At 57.1% G+C, this 24,630-nt stretch carries 26 protein-coding genes; 14 read left to right on the top strand and 12 right to left on the bottom strand.

The window, feature by feature from the left end:
- Nucleotides 1-89: 89 nt before the first annotated feature.
- Nucleotides 90-1,733 (bottom strand): chaperonin GroEL, encoded by a 1,644-nt coding sequence (groL, locus tag ABLN87_RS11745; protein WP_170536249.1) that lies wholly within the window; start codon nt 1,731-1,733, stop codon nt 90-92.
- 56 nt (nt 1,734-1,789) lie between these two features.
- On the bottom strand, nt 1,790-2,077 hold the full coding sequence (gene groES, locus ABLN87_RS11740) for a co-chaperone GroES (protein WP_170536247.1): 288 nt from the start codon (nt 2,075-2,077) through the stop codon (nt 1,790-1,792).
- 226 nt (nt 2,078-2,303) lie between these two features.
- On the opposite strand from groES, the gene bla reads away from it, so the two are divergent.
- Entirely contained in the window at nt 2,304-3,185 is an 882-nt protein-coding gene (gene bla / locus ABLN87_RS11735) for a class A beta-lactamase (RefSeq protein WP_353010429.1), read from the top strand.
- A gap of 18 nt (nt 3,186-3,203) precedes the next feature.
- Here the strand turns inward: bla and ABLN87_RS11730 are convergent, their stop codons facing one another.
- Entirely contained in the window at nt 3,204-3,884 is a 681-nt protein-coding gene (locus tag ABLN87_RS11730; RefSeq protein WP_353010427.1) for a DUF2161 domain-containing phosphodiesterase, read from the bottom strand.
- Nucleotides 3,885-3,988: 104 nt separating this feature from the next.
- Between ABLN87_RS11730 and ABLN87_RS11725 the strand changes: the two genes are divergently transcribed.
- The 8 genes from ABLN87_RS11725 (at nt 3,989) to ABLN87_RS11690 (ending at nt 10,810) form a co-directional block, all read left to right on the top strand.
- Complete coding sequence (locus ABLN87_RS11725; RefSeq protein ID WP_353010425.1) at nt 3,989-4,969, top strand: TraB/GumN family protein; 981 nt, start codon at nt 3,989-3,991, stop codon at nt 4,967-4,969.
- A 118-nt stretch (nt 4,970-5,087) separates the two neighbouring features.
- Entirely contained in the window at nt 5,088-6,008 is a 921-nt protein-coding gene (locus ABLN87_RS11720) for a manganese-dependent inorganic pyrophosphatase (RefSeq protein WP_353010423.1), read from the top strand.
- Between the two features lie 238 nt (nt 6,009-6,246).
- Nucleotides 6,247-7,122: a TIGR01459 family HAD-type hydrolase gene (locus ABLN87_RS11715; protein ID WP_353010421.1), complete on the top strand. Its 876-nt coding sequence runs from the start codon at nt 6,247-6,249 to the stop codon at nt 7,120-7,122.
- 101 nt (nt 7,123-7,223) lie between these two features.
- Nucleotides 7,224-7,667, top strand: coding sequence for a MaoC family dehydratase (locus ABLN87_RS11710; protein ID WP_353010419.1), 444 nt, complete (start codon nt 7,224-7,226; stop codon nt 7,665-7,667).
- A gap of 111 nt (nt 7,668-7,778) precedes the next feature.
- On the top strand, nt 7,779-8,282 hold the full coding sequence (locus tag ABLN87_RS11705) for a ClbS/DfsB family four-helix bundle protein (protein ID WP_353010417.1): 504 nt from the start codon (nt 7,779-7,781) through the stop codon (nt 8,280-8,282).
- 91 nt (nt 8,283-8,373) lie between these two features.
- A complete protein-coding gene (locus ABLN87_RS11700; protein ID WP_353010415.1) occupies nt 8,374-9,306 on the top strand; it encodes a bifunctional riboflavin kinase/FAD synthetase in 933 nt (310 codons plus the stop codon).
- Nucleotides 9,303-9,776 carry a YcgN family cysteine cluster protein gene (locus tag ABLN87_RS11695; RefSeq protein ID WP_353010413.1) on the top strand — a complete coding sequence of 158 codons (474 nt, stop codon included), beginning with the start codon at nt 9,303-9,305 and terminating at the stop codon, nt 9,774-9,776. The genes ABLN87_RS11700 and ABLN87_RS11695 overlap by 4 nt, the downstream gene beginning before the upstream one ends.
- Nucleotides 9,776-10,810, top strand: coding sequence for a threonine aldolase family protein (locus ABLN87_RS11690; protein ID WP_353010411.1), 1,035 nt, complete (start codon nt 9,776-9,778; stop codon nt 10,808-10,810). Before ABLN87_RS11695 ends, ABLN87_RS11690 begins: the two co-directional genes overlap by 1 nt.
- On the opposite strand, the gene ABLN87_RS11685 is transcribed toward ABLN87_RS11690, so the two are convergent.
- Nucleotides 10,797-11,627, bottom strand: coding sequence for an alpha/beta fold hydrolase (locus ABLN87_RS11685; RefSeq protein WP_353010409.1), 831 nt, complete (start codon nt 11,625-11,627; stop codon nt 10,797-10,799). The two genes, ABLN87_RS11690 and ABLN87_RS11685, sit on opposite strands and share 14 nt — an antisense overlap.
- Nucleotides 11,624-12,226, bottom strand: a complete 603-nt coding sequence (locus ABLN87_RS11680; protein WP_353010407.1) for a 2-hydroxychromene-2-carboxylate isomerase — start codon at nt 12,224-12,226, stop codon at nt 11,624-11,626. Before ABLN87_RS11680 ends, ABLN87_RS11685 begins: the two co-directional genes overlap by 4 nt.
- A 107-nt stretch (nt 12,227-12,333) precedes the next feature.
- On the opposite strand from ABLN87_RS11680, the gene ABLN87_RS11675 reads away from it, so the two are divergent.
- The gene (locus ABLN87_RS11675; RefSeq protein ID WP_353010405.1) at nt 12,334-13,353 is read left to right on the top strand and encodes a ribose-phosphate pyrophosphokinase; all 1,020 of its coding nucleotides are present in this window, start codon (nt 12,334-12,336) and stop codon (nt 13,351-13,353) included.
- 57 nt (nt 13,354-13,410) lie between these two features.
- Nucleotides 13,411-13,860: a ribose 5-phosphate isomerase B gene (gene rpiB / locus ABLN87_RS11670; protein WP_353010403.1), complete on the top strand. Its 450-nt coding sequence runs from the start codon at nt 13,411-13,413 to the stop codon at nt 13,858-13,860.
- A 12-nt stretch (nt 13,861-13,872) separates the two neighbouring features.
- Here rpiB and ABLN87_RS11665 read toward each other — a convergent pair whose 3' ends face one another.
- The 7 genes from ABLN87_RS11665 to ABLN87_RS11635 form a co-directional block, all read right to left on the bottom strand.
- Nucleotides 13,873-14,223, bottom strand: a complete 351-nt coding sequence (locus ABLN87_RS11665; RefSeq protein ID WP_353010401.1) for an H-type lectin domain-containing protein — start codon at nt 14,221-14,223, stop codon at nt 13,873-13,875.
- A gap of 113 nt (nt 14,224-14,336) precedes the next feature.
- Nucleotides 14,337-14,747: a F0F1 ATP synthase subunit epsilon gene (locus ABLN87_RS11660; protein WP_353010399.1), complete on the bottom strand. Its 411-nt coding sequence runs from the start codon at nt 14,745-14,747 to the stop codon at nt 14,337-14,339.
- Between the two features lie 12 nt (nt 14,748-14,759).
- Entirely contained in the window at nt 14,760-16,184 is a 1,425-nt protein-coding gene (gene atpD, locus ABLN87_RS11655) for a F0F1 ATP synthase subunit beta (RefSeq protein WP_353010397.1), read from the bottom strand.
- 20 nt (nt 16,185-16,204) lie between these two features.
- Nucleotides 16,205-17,083, bottom strand: a complete 879-nt coding sequence (locus tag ABLN87_RS11650) for a F0F1 ATP synthase subunit gamma (protein ID WP_353010395.1) — start codon at nt 17,081-17,083, stop codon at nt 16,205-16,207.
- Between the two features lie 12 nt (nt 17,084-17,095).
- Nucleotides 17,096-18,634: a F0F1 ATP synthase subunit alpha gene (gene atpA, locus ABLN87_RS11645; protein WP_170536205.1), complete on the bottom strand. Its 1,539-nt coding sequence runs from the start codon at nt 18,632-18,634 to the stop codon at nt 17,096-17,098.
- Nucleotides 18,635-19,195, bottom strand: coding sequence for a F0F1 ATP synthase subunit delta (locus tag ABLN87_RS11640; protein WP_353010393.1), 561 nt, complete (start codon nt 19,193-19,195; stop codon nt 18,635-18,637). It abuts the gene before it with no gap.
- A 312-nt stretch (nt 19,196-19,507) separates the two neighbouring features.
- Nucleotides 19,508-20,242, bottom strand: a complete 735-nt coding sequence (locus tag ABLN87_RS11635) for a class I SAM-dependent methyltransferase (protein ID WP_170536200.1) — start codon at nt 20,240-20,242, stop codon at nt 19,508-19,510.
- Between the two features lie 61 nt (nt 20,243-20,303).
- On the opposite strand from ABLN87_RS11635, the gene gloB reads away from it, so the two are divergent.
- The 3 genes from gloB to ABLN87_RS11620 all read left to right on the top strand — a co-directional run bounded on the left by gloB (nt 20,304) and on the right by ABLN87_RS11620 (nt 24,628).
- Nucleotides 20,304-21,071: a hydroxyacylglutathione hydrolase gene (gloB, locus tag ABLN87_RS11630; protein WP_353010391.1), complete on the top strand. Its 768-nt coding sequence runs from the start codon at nt 20,304-20,306 to the stop codon at nt 21,069-21,071.
- Between the two features lie 174 nt (nt 21,072-21,245).
- Nucleotides 21,246-23,570, top strand: coding sequence for an ATP-dependent Clp protease ATP-binding subunit ClpA (gene clpA / locus ABLN87_RS11625; RefSeq protein ID WP_353010389.1), 2,325 nt, complete (start codon nt 21,246-21,248; stop codon nt 23,568-23,570).
- 167 nt (nt 23,571-23,737) lie between these two features.
- Nucleotides 23,738-24,628 (top strand): YHYH protein, encoded by an 891-nt coding sequence (locus ABLN87_RS11620; protein WP_353010387.1) that lies wholly within the window; start codon nt 23,738-23,740, stop codon nt 24,626-24,628.
- Nucleotides 24,629-24,630 lie beyond the last annotated feature (2 nt).

Genomic DNA, 24,630 nt, shown 5'->3' with positions numbered 1-24,630 from the left:
GCCGGAGGCATGTCCGCAAAGCGGGCATTCAAAACGAAACGGGGCCGCCCGAAGGCGACCCCGTCGATAAGCACTAAGGCCTAAGCAGCTTACATCATGCCGCCCATGCCGCCCATGTCGGGCATGCCGCCGCCGGGTGCCGCGCCTTCTTTGGCGGGCTTGTCGGCAACCATTGCTTCGGTGGTGACCAGCAGGCCAGCGACCGATGCCGCGTCTTCCAGAGCGGTCCGGACAACTTTGGCCGGGTCGATCACACCGAACGAGAACATGTCGCCATATTCTTCGGTCTGAGCGTTGAAGCCAAATGCTGCGTCCGAAGATTCACGGACTTTGCCCGCAACAACCGCACCGTCAACACCTGCGTTCTCGGCGATCTGGCGCAGCGGCGCTTCGATGGCCTTGCGAACGATGTTGATGCCAGCGTCCTGATCGGCGTTTGCACCTTTCAGAGCTTCCAGTGCTTTACCGGCCTGAACCAGAGCAACACCGCCACCCACAACAACGCCTTCCTGAACGGCAGCGCGGGTTGCGTTCAGAGCATCGTCCACACGGTCCTTACGCTCTTTCACTTCCACTTCGGTCATGCCGCCGACGCGGATAACGGCAACACCGCCTGCCAATTTGGCGACGCGCTCTTGCAGCTTCTCACGGTCGTAGTCGCTGGTGGTTTCTTCGATCTGAGTGCGGATCTGGCCAACGCGGGCTTCGATCTCGGCTTTCTCGCCAGCACCGTCAACGATGGTGGTTTCGTCTTTGGTGATCTCGATCTTTTTGGCGGTGCCCAGCATGTCCATGGTGACGGACTCGAGCTTCATGCCCAGATCTTCCGAGATGACCTGACCGCCGGTCAGGATTGCGATGTCCTGCAGCATGGCCTTGCGGCGATCGCCGAAGCCCGGTGCTTTGACAGCAGCAATTTTCAGGCCGCCGCGCAGTTTGTTGACAACCAGAGTTGCCAGCGCTTCGCCTTCAACGTCTTCCGCGATGATCAGCAGAGGCTTCTGCGACTGGATCACCTGCTCGAGCAGCGGAACCATCGGCTGCAGCGAGGACAGTTTCTTTTCGTGTAGCAGGATCATGCAGTCATCGAGCTCTGCGATCATCTTGTCTGCATTGGTGACGAAGTAAGGCGACAGGTAGCCACGGTCGAACTGCATACCTTCGACAACATCAGTCTCGGTTTCCAGACCTTTGTTTTCCTCGACGGTGATAACGCCTTCGTTGCCAACCTTCTGCATCGCGTCTGCGATCTGGCTGCCGATTTCGGCTTCGCCGTTGGCCGAGATGGTGCCAACCTGTGCAACTTCTGCCGAGTCTTTGACTTCACGCGAAGCAGCTTTGATGCCCTCAACAACCTTGGCGGTCGCCAGGTCGATGCCGCGCTTCAGGTCCATCGGGTTCAGGCCAGCAGCAACCTGCTTCAGACCTTCTTTGACGATGGACTGAGCCAGAACGGTCGCAGTGGTGGTACCGTCGCCGGCTTCGTCATTGGTGCGGCTGGCGACTTCTTTCACCATCTGCGCGCCCATGTTTTCGAACTTGTCTTCCAGTTCGATTTCCTTGGCAACCGAAACACCGTCTTTGGTGATGCGCGGTGCACCGAAAGATTTGTCCAGAACCACGTTACGGCCTTTGGGGCCCAGGGTCACTTTAACAGCATCGGCCAGGATGTTCACACCTGCCAGCATGCGGTTACGGGCATCGGTGTCGAACTTGACGTCCTTTGCAGCCATGTCGTTTCTCCTTGAGAAATAAGTTTGGAATGAAGATCAGAGTGAAGCGCGGCGGCTTACTCGATGATCCCCATGATGTCGCTTTCTTTCATCATCAGCAGCTCTTCGCCGTCGACCTGAACCTCGGTGCCCGACCATTTGCCGAACAGGATCTTGTCGCCAGCTTTTACAGCCATTGCGATCAGCTCGCCGCTGTCTTTGCGGGCGCCTTCGCCAGTCGCGACGACTTCGCCTTCGCTGGGCTTTTCTTTTGCACTGTCGGGAATGATCAGTCCGCCTGCGGTTTTTTCGTCGCTTTCGGTACGGCGAACCAGCACGCGGTCATGAAGCGGTTTCAATGCCATCTTTGCAGCTCCTTGGGCTCAAAGTTTATCTATCCTCCCCTCACCTGTCGGTGAGGCGTTAGCACTCAGTGGGTTCGAGTGATAACGCGGCATAGCTAGGGTGTCGAAAGAAGCGAGTCAACAAGTTGAAGTGAAATTTTTTGGCCAAACCTGATCGGTCTTGTGGTTGATTGCGAAGGCCAGCTGCATAGGTAGGCCACGACAAAAACAATATGGGGCAAATTCGATGCGCAGATTTCAATTTCTTGCTGTCGGTCTACTACTTTCGACTTATGTGACCACAGGTCCGGCCACGCCGGTTCAAGCGCAGAGCCTGACTGATACTGTTAAGGCATGGGAGCGTGAACTTGACGCACGGATTGGGGTGCTGCTGTACGAGGTCGACAGCGGATTGGAGGTTGCCTATCGCGCGGATGAGCGGTTTGCGATGTCCAGCACATTCAAACCTCTTTTGTGCGGCGCGGTTCTGGCAGGGGTCGACGCAGGTACCCACGCGCTATCGGAACGCATTACCTATCAATCATCTGACCTCGTCGATTACTCGCCCGTAACCAGTAAGCACGTAGAATCCGGCATGACCTTGCGAGACCTGTGCAAAGCAACCATAACGATCAGCGACAACACCGCAGCCAACCTGTTGTTGCAGCGATTGGGCGGGCCCAGCGAACTAACCAGCTTTCTGCGGACTACAGGCGACGCCACCACCCGCCTTGATCGCTGGGAAACAGCGCTGAACCAAGCCACACCAGGTGATCCACGCGACACAACAACGCCCCGGGCGATTTTGGAGACGTTGGAAAGGCTGCTGGATGGCACGCGCCTTTCACCAGCCTCCGCCGCTCAACTAAGGCAATGGATGATCGAAGATCAGGTCGCCGACGAGCTCATCCGCCCTCATGTCCCGGAAGGTTGGACAATCGGTGACAAGACCGGCGCTGGCGGCCACGGTAACCGCGCGATCATCGCTTTTCTCCAAACACCAGAACCTCGCACCTATCTGGCGGCTATCTATCTCACCGAAACAAGCGCATCCTTTGCAAAACGCAACGCTGTGATTTCCGATATTGGCCGTGCAATGATTGCCAAAATCGACGCGCACCTTGAGTGAATAAGCCCATCCGCACGGTTAGGTTTCATCCGCATCTTCCCAGCTATAGGCCCAGTGCTTCAGCCCCTCTTCACCCGCAGAGGAAAGGCCGTAAACACCTGTCTCAACCTTGTCGAACCAGCCATAGTGGTTTTCACGCATCAAACGTGTAGCGACGGAAACACCGGTCGCAGCCGCAACCTCAGAACCTTTGGTTGCGCCGTGCTCTGCCAGATGAGCGGCGCACTTTAAGGCATCCTGCCGATAAGCGGTCACAATCCCGTACCGAGTCGCACCACCAGCGTTGGGGTCACCCTCCAGTCGATCAAATTCCCGCAGCATGCGCGCTGCTTTGACCTTGTTCTTTCGCGGCGCATAGGGCCCGGGGTCACACTGCACCTCGACCGCGCCATCGGCACGAACAGTGATCAACCCCAAACCCAAACGGCGGCACATCGCCAAATTGTCGCGCAGCGCGCGCCTGGCCGTGCGCCCTGTGGGCTTACTGACTCCCAGATAGACCTGATCGGTGATCTTTAGCCGCGCAATGGCCTGATGAAACAAGGCCAGCGAGAACCGCAATTTAAGCTCGACAATTACGGGGTCAGACCCGTCACGCACCGCCATGATATCTGCCGGGCCCACTTCGCCCTTCACGGTATAACCTTGACGCTCTAACAACGCCTTGATCGGGGGGTAAAGATCCTGCTCGCGCTCCATAACCCGATGCTATGAGTTTCCCACAGAAATACCAGATGCCTCGCCTTGAATATGCTGCATTTGCATGACTAAGTCCTTGCCTGACCCATCCCGGAGGATCGCACATGCGCCTGTTGGCCCTGATCGGATTTATGCTGCTGCCCGCCACGGTACACGCCACCTGCGAAGGGCACGACCTGCGCCCGCTGATGTCTACCGCACAGCAGGACCGCCTGGATCAATCCCTCGCCAACATTCCCTATGCGGAAGGCAACCATTGGATCGCCCGCAAAGGGGACACCACGCTGCATCTAATCGGAACGCTCCATACCAATGATCCTCGCATGGATGCGGTGGTTGAACGCCTGGCCCCGGCCCTCAGCCAGGCCGATGCCTTTTACTTCGAGGTCACTCAGGCCGAGATGAAGACATTTGAACAAGGTCTCGCACAGGATCTCAGCCCAGTCATGATCACCTCAGGGCCCACATTGATCGACCTGATGAGCGCTGAGGACTGGGCGAAGCTGTCCAACACACTGGCGGAGCGTGGCATTCCCAGCTGGATGGCGGCAAAGATGCGCCCCTGGTTTCTCAGCATGATGCTGGGTATCCCGCCCTGCCTGATGCAGAGCCCAGATGCCAAATATGGTATGGATGCGCGGCTGACCGATCTGGCCGAGACACATGACATCCCGCAGCATTCCCTTGAACGGGTCGAAGATCTGATGACCATGTTTGACGACCTTCCGATGCAAGAGCAGGTGGAGTCACTGGTTCGGATGACCGGTGCGTTACAAAGCGACGCCAATCACCTGGCCACGATGGCCAACGCCTATCTGGAAGAAAAGCACGCCCAAATCCTGCAACTCGCGCGGCTACAAGGGCTTGAGGCGTCGGGGCTTTCTGAAACCGAATACGCGGTGGAATGGGACCGGTTCGAACATAAGATGCTGATAGAGCGTAATGCCAATTGGATGGAGCACATCCTGAGCATTCAGAACCAGACAGCCGTCATCGCGGTGGGCGCTGGTCATTTGGGCGATGATTTCGGGCTATTGGCCTTGCTGGAACAGGCCGGGTACACGCTGACCCCTGCACCCTTTTAGGTATTCGGGCACCGCCCAGGACGCATCAGCCGAACTGCCGCATGCGCGAAGCTGTTGGTGACAATTGGTTTGGACCAACCTATAAGGCGCGCAAAATTACAATCCTCAGGATACTGTCATGACAACCCTTGTATTTGGCCACAAATCTCCGGACACCGATTCCACAGGCTCACCGATCCTGTGGTCCTGGTATTTGAACGAAATCAAAGGCGAACAAGCCGAGCCCGTCTTGCTGGGCGAACCCAACACCGAGGCTGCCTTTATGCTGCAGCGTTGGGACCTGCCCAAACCGCGAATCATCTCGGATGTCGAGACAGACGCGCCAGTTGTCATCGTCGACACCAACAACCCCGCCGAACTGCCCGCAAGCGTCAACAACGCCGATATCCGCGCCATCATCGACCACCACAAGCTGGTTGGCGGTCTGGAAACCAAAGGCCCGATCGACATCACTGTGCGCCCGCTTGCGTGTACCGCGACGATCATGGTCGACCTGATCGGCGACGCCGTGGCCAAGATGCCCGACGCCGTCAAAGGTGCCGCGCTGACCTGCATCCTGTCGGACACACTGGAATTCCGCTCACCCACCACCACTGCGCATGATCGCGCCGTAGCCGAGAAACTGGCGGCTGAGCTGGGGCTGGACGTTTCGGCATATGCGGCCGATATGTTCGCAGCAAAATCGGATGTTTCGTCTTTCTCGGACGCCGAACTGATCCGCATGGATAGCAAGGAATACGAAGTTGACGGCACCAAGTTCCGCGTCTCGGTTCTGGAAACAACAGCGCCCGGAGTTGTGCTGGACCGCAAAGACAGCCTGGCTGCTTCGATGGTAGACGTTGCCAAGGAAGACGGCGTCGATCAGGTGTTGATGTTCGTCGTTGATATTCTGAACGAAGAAGCCACGCTGCTGGTGCCCAACGATTTGGTCAAAACTGTCGCCGAAAAGAGCTTTGACGCTACCGTTGATGCAGACACCGTGGTCCTGCCCGGCGTCATGAGCCGTAAGAAACAGATCATCCCAAATCTGAAGGTTTGATTGCAAACAAAGTGAATTCCCAAGGCGCCCATCCGGGCGCCTTTCTTTTTTTTGCGAGGCTCTGCCTCGCGCTCCGGGATATTTGTGGCCAGATGAAGATTGGATCCCTGCTTCATCTGGCCATAAGTATCTCGGGGGAGCCGTCCAAAGGGCGGCGGGGGCGGCGCCCCCTCTGGCAAAATCTGTTTCCGTCTGCCATAGCCTAGGCCACCCGCGCCCCAACGCTGAAAGAAAGCCAATGACCCAGATCATCTCCTCGCTGACCGAGATTTCGGACCGTTACAAAGCGCTGTTTGTCGACCTCTGGGGATGTGTCCACAACGGTGTAACGGCGTTTCCCGAAGCGGTGGCTGCATTGCAATCCTATCGCGCGGCGGGCGGTTTGGTTGTTCTGGTGACCAACTCGCCCAAACCACGGGCCGGGGTTGCCTCGCAATTGGCGCAGTTCAATGTGCCAGCCGATGCCTATGACACCATCGCGACCAGCGGAGATTCCGCCCGGTCTGCAATGTTCCGCGGCGTTGTGGGGCACAAGGTCTATTTCATGGGAGAATGGGAGCGCGACGCTGGTTTTTTCGAGCCACTGAAGTTGCTGGATTACCCAATCCATATCGACCGCGTTCCACTGGATCAGGCCGAAGGGATCGTATGTTGCGGGCCCTTTGATCCCATGGCGGACCCGGATGTGAACCGCGCGGATTTCCTGTATGCCAAGCAAATGGGGATGAAACTGCTGTGCGCAAACCCGGATATTGTGGTGGATCGGGGTGAGGTACGCGAGTGGTGCGCCGGGGCTCTGGCGAAGCTGTATACTGAGATGGGAGGCGAAAGCCTCTATTTTGGCAAACCTCATCCCCCGATCTACGATTTGGCCCGTCGCAGGCTACAGGAACTGGGCGCAGACATCCCGGATGGAGACATCCTGGCCATTGGTGATGGCCCCCATACCGACATTTTGGGAGGTATGGGTGAGGGAATCGATACACTGTTTATCTCGGGCGGTTTGGCCGCAGCTGAAACAAAAACAACGCATCATCCGCACGAAGAATCCCTAACTGGCTATATTCAAAAAGAAAAGATCAACCCAACCTACACGATTGGCCGGTTGAGATAGAAATTTTGGGCTTGATTTTCTGCAGTTGCGAAGTAATAAAGTTGCCATTCTAGGGCGATCAGTGGATTTTTGTTTCACGATCGATGTCGAGTGAGGGCAACATGTTGGACAATCTTCCGCGCGGAACGATCTGTATCGAAGACATCGAAATGGGCATGACCCGTTACCTGCGTAAAGTGGTGACAGACGAAGATATCGAGATGTTTGCCCAGGTGTCCACCGACCGGAATCCGGTGCATCTGGATGACGACTATGCGCGCGATACGATCTTTGAGGGCCGTATTGCACATGGGATGCTGACAGCGGGTCTGATCTCAGCCGTGATTGGCGAGCAGCTGCCGGGCCATGGCACAGTTTATATGGGCCAGTCACTAAAATTCCTGGCACCGGTGCGCCCCGGCGATATGGTCTATGCAGAGGTCAAAGTGATCGACATCGAATTCGCCAAGCGCCGCGTCAAGCTGGACTGTCATTGCTCGGTCGATGGGAAGAAGGTTCTGATCGGCGAAGCCATGGTACTGGCCCCGTCGCGTAAATTCGACTGATAAGCACTATTTTCTAAGATGCCATGGTGCACAGTTGATCTGTGTCATTCGCCTCAGATGCAAAACCGATAACCTCTGCGCAATCCACAGGTTTCGCATTAGAGGTTATCTATGGCCGCAACAAGCAAAGAAGAATTGCTAAGCATTACGCAGACAGAGTTCCTGAAACTGAAAACACTGATCGCCCCTATTTCGGCGGCCGATGCACTGCGCAAGGATGATGAGGATACATCAATCAAGGATGTAATCGCGCACAGGGCACATTGGATTAGGTTGTTTTTGAGTTGGTACACCGATGGTCAGGCCGGAAAGACAGTGTATTTTCCGGCAGAGGGCTACAAATGGAACGATCTGCGCCGCTACAACGCTGAACTGCGTCAGCAACAGGCACACATCTCTTGGGAAGATGCGCTGGTGGCTTTCGATCAAGCTGCGGGAAAGCTGGATGCATTCTTGCAATCCTGTTCAAATGACGAACTTTATGATGGCCCTATGAAAGGGGCGAACAACAACTGGACAACAGGCCGTTGGGCTGAGGCAGCAGGACCCAGTCATTTCCGGTCAGCCGTCAAGTACATTAGGGCAAGGCTGAAGTCGCTCCAACGCTCTGACTAGTCAGAAAGACCCGCAGCGTTCCTATCAGGAATTTTTCAACCACTCGGATGAGGTGCTTGAACATAGCTGGGATGAACAGTACCCACTTCGCATGCAGATCATCCGAGACTTCCAATTTGTTGAGCCAGAAGATCGCGGCGCCAGCGTGGCGATCGGGAACTTTGATGGCGTACACCTTGGGCATCAGTCGGTCATCGCGCTGGCCCGTAACGCGGCCCCTGATGCGCCGCTGGGTGTTTTGACGTTCGAGCCGCATCCGCGTGAGTATTTTGCCCCCGACACACAGCCCTTTAGGCTGATGCGCGGGAATGCGCGGGCGCACCGGCTGGAAAAGCTGGGCGTCGAAAAACTGTATGAACTGCCCTTCAACGCTGCACTTGCAGGTCTGTCACCCGAGGAGTTTGCCCGCAATGTGATCTGCGATGGCCTCGGCCTGTCGCATGTAGTTGTCGGCGCCGATTTCTGTTTTGGCAAAGGGCGCAGCGGAACGGCAGATGATCTGGTCCGCTTTGGGCAGGATATGGGATTTGGCGTGACAATCGCACCGCTGATGGAGCGCTCCGACAACGTGGTGTCTTCGACCGCGATCCGCACAGCACTCAGCGAGGGCAACCCACGGGACGCTGCCGCCATGCTGGGCCACTGGCACCGGATCGAAGGGGAAGTGATCGGGGGCGAGCAGCGCGGGCGCGAGTTGGGTTTTCCCACCGCCAACATGTCCATCGAAGGGCTGCACCCACCAAAATTCGGTGTCTATGCCGTATTGGTCGATGTGCTGGATGGCCCGCATCGGGGCAGCTATCACGGCGCAGCGTCAGTTGGGGTGCGGCCCATGTTCAACGGTGAAGTGCCCAATATTGAAACCTTCCTTTTCGACTTTTCAGGCGATCTCTACGGGGCGACTCTGTCGGTGGGTTTGATTGATTTCCTCCGCCCGGAACTGACCTTTGACGGGCTGGACGCCCTTATCGCGCAAATGGATGCAGATTGCGAAAAGGCGCGCAGCATTCTGGACAGCCTATGAGCAAGGACCCGATTGAACGCACAGGCTTGCTTGCCCGGTTCTGGGAACGCAAACCCCTGCGCAAGATGAACCAGCGCGAGTGGGAAGCTTTGTGCGACGGCTGCGGCAAATGTTGCCTGAACAAGCTGGAAGACGAGGACAGTGGCGAGGTTGCCCTGACCTGCGTTGCTTGCCGATTGCTGGATGATGAAAGCTGCCGGTGCACACAATATGACATCCGTCATCAATTTGTGCCCGAATGTATCGTCATGACGCCCGACAACATCGACGATCACGCCTATTGGCTGCCGCAAACCTGCGCCTATCGTCTGCTCTGGGAAGGTAAGCCGCTGTACGATTGGCACCCGCTGATATCCGGCACGCCGGACAGCGTGCACGCGGCGGGCGTTTCCGTTCAGGGGCGCACCGTCTCCGAGTTTGAAACCCCCATGGAAGAGTGGGAAGACCACATTATTGAGGAGCCAACCTGATGTTCTTTGCCTCTGACAACTCCGGCCCGGTCCATCCCAATGTTCTGGCCAAACTGGCTGAAGCCAATCAGGGCTATCAGATGGCCTATGGGGCGGACACGATGATGGATGAGGTTCGCGCACGCATTCGCGGAATCTTTGAGGCACCGAACGCTGCGGTCTACCTGGTGGCAACCGGGACGGCGGCGAATTCGCTGGCTCTGGCCACTTTGTCCAATCCTTGGGAGACGATTTTTTGCTCGCCAGTTGCCCACATTCACGAGGATGAGTGCAACGCGCCCGAATTCTACAGCGGAGCCAAGCTGACGCTTGTTCCGGGCGGTGACAAGATGGCGCCGGACGCATTGCGGGATTCGATCCTTGGAGAGGAAACACGAGGCGTTCACGGACCCCAGCGCGGGCCCGTGTCGATCACGCAGGTGACCGAACGCGGGTCTGTCTACAGCTTGGAAGAGTTGCAAGCGCTCTGCGCCGTGGCTAAGGAATTCGAGCTGCCTGTGCATCTGGACGGCGCACGTTTCTCCAACGCTTTGGTTGCTTTGAACTGTTCGCCCGCCGAGATGACATGGAAAGCCGGCGTCGATGCGCTCAGTTTTGGCGGCACCAAGAACGGGTTGTTGGGTGTCGAAGCCGTTGTATTCTTTGACGAAAGCAAGGCATGGGAGTTTGAATTGCGCCGCAAACGCGGGGCGCATCTGTTTTCCAAACACCGCTACCTGTCTGCCCAGATGGCGGCCTATCTGGACGGTGATCTGTGGCTGAAACTGGCGCGTCGGGCAAATGCAAACGCAGCCCGGCTGGCCGATGGGCTGCGTGAAAAAGGGGCCGAGTTTTTGCATGAACCGCAGGCCAATATGATCTTTGCCTCCTTCCCCCGCTCTCAACATAAGCACCTGCATGAGGCGGGTGCTCTCTATCATTTGTGGGGTGCTACGTTAGACGGTGAAGATGAAAGCGAGTTGCTCGCCTGTCGGCTGGTTTGCGACTGGTCGATCGGGGCTGAGGATATCGATCGCTTTCTCAATCTGCTTTGAGCGGGCTTCGGGTCTCCCAAAACTCATCAATCAGCGCCGCTGTTTCGACCGGATGTGAAATCGGCAGCATATGCCCTGCGCCCAACACTTTGGTGTGGGTTGCATCGGGCAAGCGCTGTTTTAGCCCATTGCAAATGGCTGGCATCACCGGATGGCTTTCAGACCCGCTCAGCAATAAAACTGGCATCGAAACGCGCTTCAGGTTTTCAGGGTTAAGCAGCCCAAACGTGTCATCGTAAAGCGCTGCATGAACGGCCGGAACAGCATCTATGCCCCGCACCATATTGGCCCGGGTTCGTTCGGGTAGGTCAGGCCACTTTGGGCTGATCTGTGTGCTCCACATCCGATTGAACCGCCGTGCCGCCAGAGTTTTGTCACCTTTGGCAAAGGCTTCGGCAATAGGCTCGGCGTCTTTTTCGTACTGGTCAAAAAGACGTGGCGCGTCCCGTTTTGCTATCGCGAAGAAGACAGGTTCGATCAAAACTAGACTGCGAACGCGTTCGGGATGTTCAATTGCCAGCCGAAGCGCGATCATGGCCCCGAACGAATGACCGATCACATCCATGGGTTCAGACAACTCTGCAGCAGACAATCGGCTGACCAGGTCGAAATAATCACCCTGCCCGTCCCAATCCGGACTACGACCATGTGACAGCATATCCGGCGCAGTAGTGCAGACCTTTGGGCTCAGCGCTGCGGCCAATCCGGACCAAGCGCCAGAATGCGCGATGGTGCAATGAAGGGCAAACAGTTTTCGCGGGCCCTCCCCTATTCGTCTGACATAGATCGAGGGCTGTGGTTCGGAAGGAAATGTCACCCTTTCAGTTCAGCCAGATGCCGGTCGAGGTCGTCCAATCGGTCTTGCCCCCAGAACCTTTGATCATCTGGCGTGATGTAGAACGGTGCGCCGAACACACCTCGGTCTACGGCCTCTTCCAGATTGGCGGCATAGGTTTCTGCCCCAACCAAAAGCCCACTATTGGCCAGATCTGGGTCAAACCCGGCATCAGACAGGCAGGACCGGATCACATCATCTTGTGCCACATCCTTTTCTTCAGCCCAGCACGCGCGCAAAAGCGAATGGCACAGCTTACCTACATCGCCTGATCCATCCTTGATCGCCGCGATCACCGCATAGGACGACGGTGCCATATTGGTGGGCCAATGCGCCGGTTGCAGATTGAAATCCATGCCCAGATTCCTGGACTGCCGCAGCAGCTCTTGCGCGCGGTATTCAATGCGAGAGATATGCCTGTCTTTCGGCGGAATGCCCCCGGTGCGCGCGAACAGGCCCATGATATCCAGCGGTTTGTAGTTAATCGTCGCACCATGCTTCGCCGCGACCTCCTCCAGTCGGGTGCCGGCAAGGTAGCTATAGGGCGAAATTGTCGCAAAATAGTAGTCAATCTGGGTCATGTTCACTTTCTCCGCTGCGTTACCTTTGCGGGACGGTAGACCCATGCTAAGCGGTGTCAACATCACGAATCTGTCACATTGCCAAAGCTGCCCGGGGACCTCAGCCGATGCCGACACTTCACGAACCCAAGCTCATCGCTGGGAACGCCAATCTTCCGCTTGCCGAAACCATCGCACGCCGCATGAGCTTGCATCGCGGTGTTGACCAGGGACTGGTCGATGCGCGGGTCGAACGCTTTAATGACGGCGAGATTTTCGTCGAAGTTTTTGAGAACGTGCGCGGCGAAGATATGTTCATTATCCAGCCGACCTCGAACCCGGCCAACGACAACCTGATGGAACTGCTGATCATCGCCGACGCACTGCGCCGATCCTCTGCTCAGCGCATCACCGCAGTGATCCCATATTTCGGCTATGCCCGCCAGGATCGTCGCACCAAGGCGCGTACGCCTATCAGTGCAAAGCTTGTGGCGAACATGTTGACCGGCGCCGGGATCGAGCGCGTTTTGACCATGGACCTGCATGCTGCGCAGATTCAGGGATTCTTTGATATCCCGGTCGACAACCTCTATGCCTCACCGATTTTTGCGTTGGATGTGAAAACCCAGTTCAAGAACAATCTAGACGAGATCATGGTGGTCTCACCCGATGTCGGCGGCGTGGCCCGCGCGCGGGAACTGGCCAAACGGATCAACGCGCCGCTATCGATCGTGGACAAGCGCCGTGAGAAGGCTGGTGAAGTCGCCGAAATGACCGTGATCGGGGACGTGAAGGACAAGATCTGCCTGATTGTAGACGACATGTGCGACACCGCCGGAACGCTCTGTAAAGCAGCGCAAGTATTGCTGGATAACGGCGCCAAGGAAGTTCATTCCTACATCACACACGGTGTCATGAGTGGCCCGGCGGTCGAGCGTGTGACGAACTCGGTCATGAAGTCGCTCGTGCTGACAGATACCATCCAGCCGACGCCCGAAGTTGCGAAGGCCCCGAACATCCGCGTCGTACCGACTGCACCGATCTTTACGCAGGCCATTCTGAATATCTGGAACGGCACCAGCGTGTCGTCGCTGTTCGAGGACAAGACGCTGACGCCGATCTACGAGTCGCTCTATCACATGGACTGAGTTCGAGGTTGGGCGCAGACCCATCGTTCGACGCATATTGAACAGGATATCGATGAGATGACCGCAATCAAACGTATCGTCCTTTCCAGTGACCATGCCGCAATCGACCTGCGACAGGCCGTTGCGGCCCATATCTCCGCGCAAGGCTGGGATGTTCTGGATATTGGTCCCATGACGCCGGAAAGCACGCACTACCCCAAACATGGCAAGGCCGCCGCACAAGCCGTTGCCTCAGGCGATTGTCAGTTGGGGATTGTTCTGTGCGGCACTGGACAGGGCATTATGATGGCGGCCAACAAAGTGCCTGGTATTCGCTGCGGCGTATGCTCCGACACCTTTTCGGCCCGTATGATCCGCCAGCATAATGACGCCAACATGCTCTCCATCGGCGCACGCGTTGTGGGTGAAGGCACGGCACTGGATATCGTGGACGCGTTCCTGAGTGCCGAATTCGAAGGCGGCCGACATGCGACCCGCGTGGACATGATTGAGGCACAGGAAGGTTAGGCACCGTAGTCTCTAAGAGATGTTCCAATCATCTGGATGCGCCACCTCACCGAAGGCTGTCCAACTCACCCGAATGCGTGCGATCCGGGTATCAGACCATGTGCGGAACACCGCAGTAAACCCCTCGGGAGTCACATCTATAGCTTTGACTTCTGCGCGCAGTGCGGACGATGTATCTACATCCCAGAGCGATATTCCGACCTGAACCACTGGCGCAGAGCGGAAGGCTTCGGTAAACCGGATCGCAGATCGGCGTTCACGCGGGCCCTCGCCCGTCCACATGTCGCCCCCTTCGGCGAACTCGGAAAACAGCACCTCTTCGCCCTGATCGATACCGATGGGATGGGTTAGAAATTTCTTCATTCTGTCATCATTGTTCTTGAATTCCAGAAACCTACTCTGCCTTTTTCGCGAAAGCACGACAAAAAACGGCCCCGCAAAAGCGAGGCCGTTCAAGTGTTGCGATGTTGAACCTGTTACAGGCTCATGTGCGTGCCAAGGGCTTCCATATCGGCCAGCAGTTTGGCGGCATCATCGACGATGGTCTGATCGTCACCGGCCTTGGCGGCCTCGTGCGAGGCGCGCGCCTCTTCGATCATCTCATCCAGATGCGACCGGGTCACTTCCGAAACCGGGATCGCCTTTTCAGCCAGAACTGAAAGGCTATCGCCGTTGATCTGAGCAAACCCGCCGGTGACCAGGTATTCGCTGGACCCTTCGGGTGCCTCGACTTTCAGCAGACCGGGGCGCAGTGTGGTGATGGTGGGGGCATGATCGGGCATTGCCGTCATATCCCCGTCCGCGCCGGGAATCTGGACCGCGCTGGCCTCAAGCGAAGCAAGGCTCCGCTCGGGGCTGACGAGGTCGAATTGCATCGTGTTTGCCATCAGGGATACTCCTTAGGCGGCTTCTGCGGCCATCTTTTCCGCTTTGGCGATCACTTCGTCGATGCCGCCAACCATCAGGAAGGCCGCTTCGGGCAGGTGATCGTATTCGCCAGCCACAACAGCTTTGAACGATGCGATGGTCACGTCCAGAGGAACCTGAACGCCCGGCGAACCGGTGAAGACTTCGGCAACGTCGAACGGCTGCGACAGGAAGCGCTCGATCTTACGGGCACGGGCCACGGTCAGTTTGTCCTCTTCCGACAGTTCGTCCATGCCGAGGATGGCGATGATGTCCTGCAGCGACTTGTAGCGCTGGAGGATCTGCTGAACGTCGGTCGCAACCGCGTAGTGCTCTTCCCCAACGATGGCCGGGTCCAGGAGACGCGACGACGAGTCGAGCGGGTCAACAGCCGGGTAGATACCCTTTTCCGAGATCGCACGGTTCAGAACCGTGGTCGCGTCCAGGTGTGCGAACGATGTTGCCGGCGCGGGGTCGGTCAAGTCGTCCGCAGGCACGTAGATCGCCTGCACCGAGGTGATCGAACCCGACTTGGTCGAGGTGATGCGTTCCTGCAGCGCACCCATGTCGGTGGCCAGCGTCGGCTGGTAGCCCACCGCCGAAGGAATACGACCCAGCAGAGCTGAAACCTCGGAACCCGCCTGTGTGAAGCGGAAGATGTTGTCGACGAAGAACAGAACGTCGGTACCGGACTGGTCGCGGAACTGCTCGGCCAGGGTCAGACCTGTCAGAGCAACACGGGCACGCGCACCCGGAGGTTCGTTCATCTGACCGTAAACCAGCGCAACCTGCGATTCCGACAGGTTGTCCGGCTTGATGACGTTCGATTCGATCATCTCGTGATACAGGTCATTGCCTTCACGGGTCCGTTCACCAACACCCGCGAACACGGAAAAGCCCGAGTGCACTTTTGCGATGTTGTTGATCAGTTCCATGATCAGAACGGTTTTACCAACGCCGGCACCGCCGAACAGGCCGATCTTACCGCCTTTGGCGTAAGGAGCCAGAAGGTCAACAACCTTGATGCCGGTCACCAGAACTTCCGACTCGGTCGACTGTTCTGCAAAAGTCGGCGCAGGCTGGTGGATTGCGCGGGATTCGCTTGCCTCAACCGGACCTTTTTCGTCGATCGGCTCGCCGACCACGTTCAGGATACGGCCCAGGGTGGCGTTGCCAACGGGAACCGAGATCGGTGCGCCGGTGTCGGTCACGGCTTCGCCGCGAACCAGACCTTCGGTCGCGTCCATCGCAATGGTACGGACTGTGTTTTCACCCAGGTGCTGAGCAACTTCCAACACTAGGCGCTTGCCGTTGTTGGTGGTTTCCAGCGCGTTCAGAATTTCAGGCAGCGCATCATCGAACTGCACGTCAACGACGGCCCCGATGATCTGTGTGACTTTGCCTTTTGCATTCGCCATGTTTCGTCTCCGGTTTGTCTCTACAGCGCTTCGGCGCCGGAAATAATTTCAATCAGCTCGTTGGTGATCACGGCCTGACGCGAGCGGTTGAACTGGATCGTCAGCTTGTCGATCATCTCACCCGCGTTGCGTGTCGCGTTGTCCATCGCGGACATCCGTGCACCCTGTTCAGACGCTCCGTTTTCGAGCAGAGCCGAGAAGATCGCGGTTGCAACCCCCTTGGGCAGCAGGTCGGCAAGAATGGCCTCTTCGCTGGGCTCGTAGTCGAAAATGGCACCGCTATCGTCACCCGCCGCATCGTCCTCGAACGAGGCGGGAATGACCTGCTGCGCCGTCGGGATCTGGGTCACAACGTTGACGAACTTCGAATAGAAGATCGTGGCAACATCGAACTCACCCCCGTCAAAGCGGGACAGGACGTCCTTGGCGATGTCTTGCGCGTTGGCGTAGCCAATGCGCTTGACCTCGCTCAGGTCGACATGTCCAACGAACAAATCGCCAAAATCACGCTTGAGCGCATCACGGCCTTTCTTGCCGACGGTCAGAACCTTGACCGTCTTGCCCTGGCCGCGCAGCTCGTCCGCCTTTTGGCGGGCCAACTTGGCGATGTTCGAGTTGAAGCCGCCACACAGGCCGCGTTCAGCTGTCAGCACAACCAGCAGATGGACATCATCACTGCCCGTACCCCGAAGCAGCTTGGGGGCGCTGTCGCTGCCCCCGACCGACGCCGCCAGCCCCGCCATCACGGCAGTGAACCGCTCGGCATAGGGGCGCGAAGCTTCGGCAGATTCCTGGGCGCGGCGCAGTTTTGCAGCCGCGACCATCTGCATGGCCTTGGTGATCTTGCGGGTCGATTTGACCGACTCGATCCTGTTTTTAAGGTCCTTCAGACTAGGCATCGGAACCTCCTATCAAGCGAAGGTTGCGGCGTATTCGTCGATCGCTGCCTTGATCTTGTCGGACGCTTCACCTTTGACCTTCGGATCTTCGTCGGTGATCCACTTCAGCAGGTCAGCATGCTTGCCACGCAGGTGCGCCAGCAGACCGGCCTCGTATCGGCCAACATCCGAGACATCGATCTTGTCGAGGTAACCGTTGGTGCCTGCGAAGATGACGCAGACGATTTCCGCGTTGGTCAGCGGCGAGTACTGCGGCTGTTTCATCAGCTCGGTCAGGCGCGCACCACGGTTCAGCAGCTGCTGAGTTGCAGCGTCGAGGTCCGAACCAAACTGCGCAAAGGCCGCCATTTCGCGGTACTGAGCCAGTTCCAGTTTAACCGGACCAGCAACCGACTTCATCGCATCGGTCTGAGCGGACGAGCCCACGCGCGAAACCGAAAGACCGGTGTTCACAGCAGGACGGATGCCCTGGTAGAACAGTTCGGTTTCCAAGAAGATCTGACCGTCGGTGATCGAAATCACGTTGGTCGGAATAAACGCCGAAACGTCACCACCTTGCGTTTCGATAACCGGCAGAGCGGTCAGCGAGCCTGCGCCGAAATCTTCGTTCAGCTTCGCCGAACGTTCCAGCAGACGGGAGTGAAGGTAGAAAACGTCACCAGGATAGGCTTCACGTCCGGGCGGACGGCGCAGCAGCAGCGACATCTGACGATAGGACACAGCCTGTTTCGACAGGTCATCATAGATGATCAGAGCGTGGCGGCCATTGTCGCGGAAGTACTCGGCCATCGCAGTCGCGGCGTAAGGCGCCAGGAACTGCATCGGCGCCGGATCGGACGCTGTCGCGGCGACAACGATCGAGTATTCAATCGCGCCGGATTCTTCCAGCTTCTTCACCAGCTGCGCAACGGTCGAACGCTTTTGACCAACCGCAACGTACACGCAGTAGAGTTTCTTCGACTCGTCGTCGCCAGCGGCTTCGTTGTAGACCTTCTGGTTCAGGATGGTGTCCAGAGCTACAGCGGTTTTACCGGTCTGACGGTCACCAATGATCAGTTCCCGCTGGCCACGGCCAATCGGGATCATCGCGTCAACCGATTTCAGGCCGGTTGCCATCGGCTCGTGCACCGATTTGCGCGGGATAATGCCTGGGGCTTTAACGTCTGCAACGCCACGCTTGGATGCGTTGATCGGACCTTTGCCGTCCAGCGGGTTGCCCAGACCGTCAACAACGCGGCCCAGCAGCTCGTCGCCAATCGGTACGTCCACGATCGAGTTGGTGCGCTTAACTGTGTCACCTTCTTTGATGTCACGGTCAGATCCGAAGATAACAACACCGACGTTGTCGCTTTCCAGGTTCAGGGCCATGCCCATGATGCCACCGGGAAATTCGACCATCTCACCGGCTTGCACGTTGTCCAGGCCGTATACACGGGCAATCCCGTCACCGACGCTCAGCACGCGGCCGATCTCGGCCACTTCGGCTTCCTGACCAAAATTCTTGATCTGGTCCTTTAGGATTGCAGAAATCTCTGCAGCTTGGATTCCCATTTATCCGACCTCTTTCATTGCATTCTGTAGGGAGTTCAGCTTCGAACGGATCGAGCTATCGATCATTTTCGAGCCCACTTTAACGACAAGACCGCCGATGAGGCTTTCATCCACGGTCGCATTGATTGTCACGGTCTTGCCCACACGCTCGGACAGCGTCTTGGACAGTTTATCCATTTGGGTCTTGGTCAGCGCCTTGGCCGAGGCGACATCGGCTGTCACTTCGCCACGCTCATCTGCCAGCATCTCGCGCAGAACCTGCACCAGTTGAGGCACCACGAACAGACGGCGTTTTTGTGCCATCAGACCGAGCGTGTTGCTGAGAAGGGTGTTCAGACCCATTTTCGAAGCGATTGCTTTAATCGCGCCCTCTTGCTCGGCGCGGGAAACCAGCGGTGAAGCAATCAAATCGCGCAAATCGGCGCTTTCGCCCAAAGCTGCTGCCAGATCGTTGATTCCGGTTTCCAGACCTGCAAGGTCGTTATTCTCTTTCGCGATCTCGAAGATCGCAGTGGCATAGCGCTCGGCGATGCCTGTGGAAATCGAAGCTGGTTCGGACACGTCCACCCTTCCGATATTTGAGGCCCCGATTTTGAGTAGCGGCCGCTACCTTGGGGCGTGAGGAAACCCCGTCCGTAAAGGGCGGGGATCAAAATCACCGGGGATGTAGCAGAGGTGAACCAACCTAGCAACATAATATAGTGGCAATGAATTTATCCACAAAACGTTTAAATTCAGCAAGTTAGGAAAAGTGCGACGCTTTGAACCTGTCTGACCGTTTGAAAAATGTTTCGAAACTGTAGGTTTTTGCGATTCCTGCGGCCTATTTGCCGCGGATTTACACCTGAATTCGCCTCAAACATCGACATTGTGTCAAGCCGGTCTCAGCAATCCGTCGGATGCTTTGATCGGTCGTCTCACCGCATCTTTCGTCACGCTGCCACTGGGTGGGCGCAGGTGTTTGCTGACCTCAACCATCAACACGCCGCCCGCCATGATTGTTGGCAAGCGCTGACCGGTTTTTTCAATCAGCCCGCTGGATTTCAGCCAGTATTTTCGAAACGAGGGCAGCAGATACAAAGCAGAACAGTGATTTTCGGGCACAAAGTGATGGGCCTTCAGCTGATTTTCCAGCTGTGTCGCTGAATAGGGTCGCCCATATCCAAATGGGGTTTTGTCCGACCGAGACCATAGCCCCGCCCGGTTCGGCACCACAAAAAAGGCCCTGCCACCGGGACCGAGCACACGCCAGCATTCCTCAAGTAGCTGACTTGGGCGCTCCGATGTCTCAAGCCCATGCATCACCACCAACTTGTCCACATGCCCGGTCTCAATCGGCCACATGGTTTCTTCAGTCAAAACCGACACATTCGGCATCCCTGCGGGCCACGGCATCACCCCCTGCGGCCCCGGCATCAGGCCGATCACGCGACGCGCATCCTTCAGGTATGGCCGCAAGAGCGGTACCGCAAAGCCAAAACCGGCAACCGTTTGCCCCTTGGCCTCGGGCCACAGGTCCAGCAGGCGACCACGAATAGCGCCCTGTGCCGCGCGCCCCAAAGTGCTGCGGTAGTAAAAATTCCTGAGATCCTGCACATCAAGATGCATTGCGGTGACCTGATCAATCAGCTTAGCTGGGCGCAGTCTAGCAACGAAAGGGCAAAAGGCCATGCCTCTTGAGATCGTAACTATCCCATGTCTCAGCGATAACTATGCTTTTCTGGCGCATGATGCCGCCTCTGGCCAGACCGCGTTGGTGGACGCACCAGAACCCGGCCCGATTCTGGCCGAACTGGACCGACGCGAGTGGTCCCTGAGCCACGTGTTGCTGACGCATCATCACTGGGATCACGTCGATGGCCTGCCTGGCATTCTGAAGAAGCATCCGGCGAAGGTGATTGGTGCAGCCGCAGATGCCCATCGCCTGCCGCCACTGGACCAACAGGTGTCGGAAGGCGACTGTTTCGAACTGGGGGGCGAACCGGTCGAGGTGCTGGACGTCTCAGGGCACACGGTAGGTCACATCGCATTTTACCTGCCCAACAGCGCAACTGTCTTCACCGCAGATAGCCTGATGGCCTTGGGCTGTGGCCGCCTGTTCGAGGGGACACCGGCGCAAATGTTGTCATCACTCAGTAAGCTGGCGGCGTTACCCGACGAAACAATCGTCTGCTCGGGCCACGAGTATACACAATCCAACGCTAAATTTGCGGTCACAGTCGATCCTGACAATGCCGAATTACATCAACGCGTGATGGATATTGCGCGCGCACGGGATGCTGGGCAACCAACAGTGCCCTCAACTCTGGCGCTGGAAAAGGCGACAAATCCGTTTCTGCGCGCTGCAGATTCTGCGATTCAAGCCCATCTGGGCATGGTTGGCGCTGATCCCGCTGCGGTTTTTGCCGAAATCAGGGCTAGAAAAGACCGATTCTGATGCCTATTTCCCCCTCTTCACGGCCACGGTCACAACAAATGTGACTGTCAAGTGAAAGAAAACCCTTGAAGCCGGGCCACGATCAACCAAACTCTAATACTATGAGGACATGGTTGGGATGGGGATCCGGCCGACAGCCCGCCCCCTTCTGACCCAAGACAGAGGAGCACCCGCGTGCCTTCATTCTCGAGCACATTAGAACAAGCCATCCACGCTGCCCTGGCGGCTGCGAATGAACGGCGACACGAGTTTGCAACGCTGGAGCATCTGCTTCTGGCGCTTCTGGAAGAACCTGACGCGATCCGCGTCATGAAAGCCTGTAGCGTCGATCTGGATGAGCTGCGCAGCACTTTGGTCGAGTTTATCGACGAAGACTTGTCGAACCTTGTCACCGATATAGACGGATCAGAGGCCGTGCCAACGGCTGCTTTCCAGCGCGTGATCCAGCGTGCCGCGATCCACGTTCAAAGCTCTGGTCGTACCGAAGTAACAGGCGCCAACGTGTTGGTGGCCATCTTCGCCGAGCGCGAAAGCAACGCAGCCTATTTCCTGCAGGAACAGGACATGACCCGTTACGACGCGGTCAACTTCATCGCGCATGGTGTCGCCAAGGACCCTGCATATGGCGAAAGCCGTACAGTTTCGGGCGCGGATCAAGCCGAGGAAGAGGTTCAGGCCAGTGCTGGTGAGGGCGAGCAGAAGGAAAGCGCACTGGCGAAATACTGCGTCGACCTGAACTCCAAATCGCGGGCTGGCGATGTGGACCCGCTGATCGGGCGCTCGGATGAGGTTGAACGCTGCATCCAGGTCCTGTGCCGTCGTCGCAAGAACAACCCGCTTCTGGTGGGCGATCCAGGTGTTGGCAAAACCGCCATTGCCGAAGGTCTGGCTCACAAGATCGTAGGCGGTGAGGCACCAGATGTGCTTTCTGAAACCACCATCTATTCGCTCGATATGGGTGCGTTGCTGGCCGGAACCCGCTATCGCGGCGATTTCGAAGAGCGCCTGAAAGCGGTTGTAACCGAGTTGGAAGATCATCCCGACGCGGTGCTGTTCATCGACGAGATTCACACTGTGATAGGTGCCGGAGCTACTTCGGGCGGCGCAATGGACGCGTCCAACCTGCTGAAACCTGCGCTTCAGGGTGGAAAGCTGCGAACCATGGGCTCGACCACTTACAAGGAGTTCCGTCAGCATTTCGAAAAAGATCGCGCGCTGAGCCGCCGCTTCCAGAAGATCGACGTGAACGAACCTTCGGTTGAGGACAGCGTCAAGATTTTGCGGGGCCTGAAACCGTATTTCGAAGAGCATCACGACATCAAATATACCGCAGATGCAATCAAGACTGCCGTTGAATTGGCGGCGCGCTATATCAACGACCGGAAACTGCCGGACAAGGCAATCGACGTGATTGACGAAGCTGGTGCTGCTCAGCATCTCGTTGCTGAAAGCAAGCGTCGCAAGACCATTGGAGTCAAAGAGATTGAGGCTGTCGTGGCCAAGATTGCGCGCATCCCGCCGAAGAATGTCACCAAGGATGATGCCGCGGTTCTGAAAGATCTCGAAGCCTCACTGAAACGCGTCGTTTTTGGACAGAATTTGGCAATTGAGGCACTGTCCAGCGCGATCAAATTGGCCCGCGCCGGTCTACGTGAGCCCGAAAAGCCAATTGGCAACTACTTGTTCGCTGGTCCGACTGGTGTGGGTAAAACCGAAGTTGCAAAACAGCTGGCCGATACACTGGGCGTAGAGCTGCTTCGCTTCGATATGTCGGAATACATGGAGAAACACGCCGTCAGCCGTTTGATTGGTGCCCCTCCAGGCTATGTCGGGTTCGATCAGGGTGGTCTGTTAACCGATGGCGTTGACCAGCATCCGCATTGCGTATTGCTGCTAGACGAGATCGAAAAGGCGCATCCGGATGTGTTCAACATCCTGCTGCAGGTCATGGATCACGGCGAGTTGACCGACCATAACGGCCGGACGGTGAATTTCCGCAACGTTGTGCTGATCATGACCTCGAACGCAGGCGCGCAGGAACAAGCCAAGGCCGCCATCGGCTTCGCACGTGATCGGCGCGAAGGCGAAGACACCGCCGCGATTGAGCGTATGTTCACGCCAGAATTCCGCAACCGTCTGGATGCCGTGATCTCCTTCGCACCGCTGCCGAAAGAGGTCATCTTGCAAGTGGTCGAGAAATTCGTGCTGCAGCTTGAAGCTCAATTGCTGGATCGCGGAGTGACCATAGACCTGACGCCGAAAGCAGCCGAGTGGTTGGCTGACAAAGGATATGACGACAAAATGGGTGCCCGCCCGCTTGGCCGCGTGATCCAAGAGCACATCAAGAAGCCTCTGGCGGAGGAACTGCTGTTTGGCAAATTGGCCAAGGGTGGCGTGGTGCGCGTGTCGGTCAAGAAAGGTGAGCTTAACCTTGAAATCCTCGGCCCCGATCAGCCGCGAATTCCGGGGGATAAGCCGCCATTGCTGACAGCTGACTAACGGCTGACTACATTTATCCACGAAGTTGAGCGCCCGATGGCCATCCGCCTTAGGGCGCTTTTTGCTGTGCCTGAGGAAGGGAAAAAGACGATCTCACGTAGCTCAGGCGACGGAATAACCTCTCTCTTGCGTTTCAATTCCATAACACATCAGCAAGGGAGAACGGTTTGAACACCAAGATCGCCATTATCTGGAGCACCGCGTTTGCAATCTCAGCCGCTGCGGTTGTTGCCACGGCTCAGCATCGGTTCCGCTATCATGACGAAATACAGACCAGACCACTGGATTTGCTTCCCGCAACCGTTGACCCGGGCAAAAGCCGATCGAAAGTAAAGATGACCAGCTCGAACATCAAACTGTCGGCTAACGGCATTCCGGATCATCTGGTGGGACAGTTTCCAAATCGCGGCAACCCACACCAGATCTCAACTCAGAACGTCAAGCTGAGCGTTCCTGCCGACCCCAAGAGCACCGGAAAGGTGACACCGCTGAGCATGGGCTGGAACTTTGGTGTTTCACTGAACGGGGTTGTTTTTGATCCGCTCGCAGCCGAGTTCTGGCATGGCGACCCAAACTCGGGCTGGTCCTACAACGCACTGGGCGGTGCGATTGCACTGGGTCTGGACGCCAATTACGCGCATGTGCAACCGAACGGCAAATATCACTACCACGGCATCCCAACCGGTCTGATCGAGCTTTTAGACTGGTCTCCTGAACGGCATTCGCCATTGATTGGATACGCCGCAGACGGGTTTCCGATTTACGCCATGACGGGGGCCATCAACGGGCGTGTGACCGAGATGACCTCATCTTACCGCTTGAAATCCGGTAACCGCCCCGGCGGGAACGGCCCCAGCGGACGATACGACGGTACGTTCAACGAGGACTACGTCTATAGACCTGGCCACGGTAGGCTGGATCAATGCAACGGCGCCTTCACGGTATCTGAAGAGTATCCCGACGGGACATATGCCTACTTTCTGACCGAAGATTACCCGGTAGTTCCGCGCTGTTTCGCAGGGACACCTGATCAAAGCTTCAAATTCGGGAGGCGTTGAAG

The sequence above is a fragment of the Ruegeria sp. SCP10 genome, from assembly GCF_040329495.1.
GTDB lineage: Bacteria > Pseudomonadota > Alphaproteobacteria > Rhodobacterales > Rhodobacteraceae > Ruegeria.
The sequence above is the reverse complement of the archived record's forward strand: the minus strand, read 5'-3'. Positions and strand labels throughout refer to the sequence as shown.